At 70.6% G+C, this 1,975-nt stretch carries 2 protein-coding genes and 2 pseudogenes; 3 read left to right on the top strand and 1 reads right to left on the bottom strand.

The annotated features are described in order from the left end of the window. The 3 genes and pseudogenes from I0Q12_RS33045 to I0Q12_RS16500 form a co-directional block, all read left to right on the top strand. Positions 1 to 198 (top strand): annotated as a pseudogene (locus tag I0Q12_RS33045) (TetR family transcriptional regulator); the annotation flags it as partial. Positions 199 to 314: 116 nt separating this feature from the next. Further along, a complete protein-coding gene (locus I0Q12_RS16505; protein WP_197252932.1) occupies positions 315 to 788 on the top strand; it encodes a DUF309 domain-containing protein in 474 nt (157 codons plus the stop codon). A gap of 7 nt (positions 789 to 795) precedes the next feature. Continuing rightward, positions 796 to 1,416: an LON peptidase substrate-binding domain-containing protein gene (locus I0Q12_RS16500; RefSeq protein ID WP_197252931.1), complete on the top strand. Its 621-nt coding sequence runs from the start codon at positions 796 to 798 to the stop codon at positions 1,414 to 1,416. A gap of 78 nt (positions 1,417 to 1,494) precedes the next feature. Here I0Q12_RS16500 and I0Q12_RS16495 read toward each other — a convergent pair. After that, a pseudogene (locus tag I0Q12_RS16495) lies at positions 1,495 to 1,975 on the bottom strand (spore coat protein CotH); the annotation flags it as partial.

The following is a 1,975-nucleotide window of genomic DNA, read 5'->3' as shown; positions in this document are numbered from 1 at the left end:
GTGGTCCGCGACGTCGTCGACGCCGGCCTGGCCTCCGGCGAGTTCACCGTGCCCGACGCCGAGGGCGTGACCCTCGCCCTGATGTCGCTGTGCGTCGACATCTGCCGCTGGTATCCGTCGGGCCGCTACCAGGACCCCGAAACCATCGGCGCGCTCTACGCCGATCTCGCGCTGCGTCTCGTCGGTGCCGTGCGCTGAGTAGCGAAATCCGCACGGCCACTGGACAACCGCCGACGTCCTTCCGCGTGCGGATGTCGCCTCCCGCGCGCGGATGTTGCAACGGAGCGCGGTGGTGCGGGAGTAGTCTCGACGACATGACCGAGCGTGATCGGGACCCCGACGGCAAGCCGAAGAACGCCCGGCCCCGCGACGCGCTGGGCCGCCCGCTCCCCTACGGCGAGGAGGGCGTCGAACCCATCCCCGAGGACCTCGACCTGTCCCCCAACGAGGCCATCACCGAGGCCCAGCGGCTGTTCGACCACGGGTACCCATTCCACGCACACGAGGTGTTCGAAGGGTCGTGGAAATCGGCGCCGGTCGAGGAACGCACCCTCTGGCAGGGACTCGCGCAGCTCGCGGTCGGGCTCACCCACCTGCTGCGCGGCAACCCGTCCGGCGCCGCGTCCCTGCTCCGGCAGGGACAGGCCCGGGTGCGGCACTACGAGGACGCACCGCCGCACGGCCTGGACATCGACGGCCTGTCCGCGTGGGCGGACCACCTGCTCGCGGAGATCGAGCGCGGCGATCCGATCCCCGAACCGCCCGTACCGCGCCTGCGGATGCCATGATGCGGTGATGCCGATCCTGCCGATGTTCCCGCTGGGAACAGCGCTGCTGCCGGGCGATCACCTGCCGTTGCGGGTGTTCGAACCCCGCTACCAGCAGCTGGTCCACGACTGCATTGCCGCACCCGACGGACCGCGCTTCGGTGTCGTGCTCATCGCGCGCGGACACGAGGTCGGCGGCGGCGACGTGCGGCACGACGTCGGGACGGTCGCGCGGATCGTCGTCGACACCGAACTCGGCCGCGGCCACCACCGGCTCGAATGCATCGCCGAGGAACGCATCCGGATCCTGCAGTGGCTGCCGGACGATCCGTATCCGCGCGCCGAGGTCGAACCGTGGCCCGACGCCCCGTCCGAGGGCACGGACCTGTCCGGTCTGACCGGACTGTTCGGGAAGCTGTACGGACTGCTCGACCGGCTCGTCGAGAACGGCGTGAACCCACCGCGCGCCGACAACCTGCCCGACGACCCGGGCGCCCGGCTCTACGCGTTGTCGCGGTGGGTGCCGATGGGCGAGGCCGACAGACACGCCCTGCTCGCCGCGCCGGGACCCGACGAACGACTGGCCGTGCTCACCGAGGCGACCGCCACGGCCATCGACCTCGCCGAATGGCAGTTGAAGGACCAGTGATTCCGAAGAACGGGTGATACGGAAGCGGCGGCACGGTGGGTGAACACCGCGCCGCCGCACCGTCGCTTCCCGGATCGCTCACCGATCGCGCAGGGCTGCCAGAGCCTCGGTTCGCTGGTCGATCCACGTGCGCATCGAATCGATGCTCGCCTGCAGGGTTTCCTGCGTGAGACCGTCGGTGACCGGGACGGTCTCGGCGATCTCGTCCAGTAACGCAGTCGCGCGCCCGCTGCCGTAGATCTGGTCGAACAGGTCCCAGTACGCGCTCTCGTACACGGCCGTAAAGGCGTCCGACTCGAGGAAGCGGGTCTTCAGCGGATTGCCCTTCGACATGCCCGGAGGGCCGCCTTCCGGGCCGCCGGGGACGGCCGGCATCCCGTTCGGCATTCCCTGAGGCATCCCACCGCCACCCTGCGGCGTGCCCTCACCGAGTACTGCGCCCGTGCCGTTCATGCCCGGCGGCATGCCCCCACCCGGCCCGCCCGGGCCCATCATGCCGACCGAATCGTGCGGTCCGGCGCTGGTGCCGCCCTGCATCGCCAGGTTCAGATCCCAGGAG

Source organism: Rhodococcus sp. CX (genome assembly GCF_015865005.1).
Classification (GTDB): Bacteria; Actinomycetota; Actinomycetes; order Mycobacteriales; family Mycobacteriaceae; genus Rhodococcus.
The sequence above is the reverse complement of the archived record's forward strand: the minus strand, read 5'-3'. Positions and strand labels throughout refer to the sequence as shown.

Bases quoted from the DNA above. Each gene is read 5' to 3' on its own strand.
- I0Q12_RS16505 (WP_197252932.1), top strand. From the start codon at position 315: ATGACCGAGCGTGATCGGGACCCCGACGGCAAGCCGAAGAACGCCCGG.
- I0Q12_RS16500 (WP_197252931.1), top strand. From the start codon at position 796: ATGCCGATCCTGCCGATGTTCCCGCTGGGAACAGCGCTGCTGCCGGGC.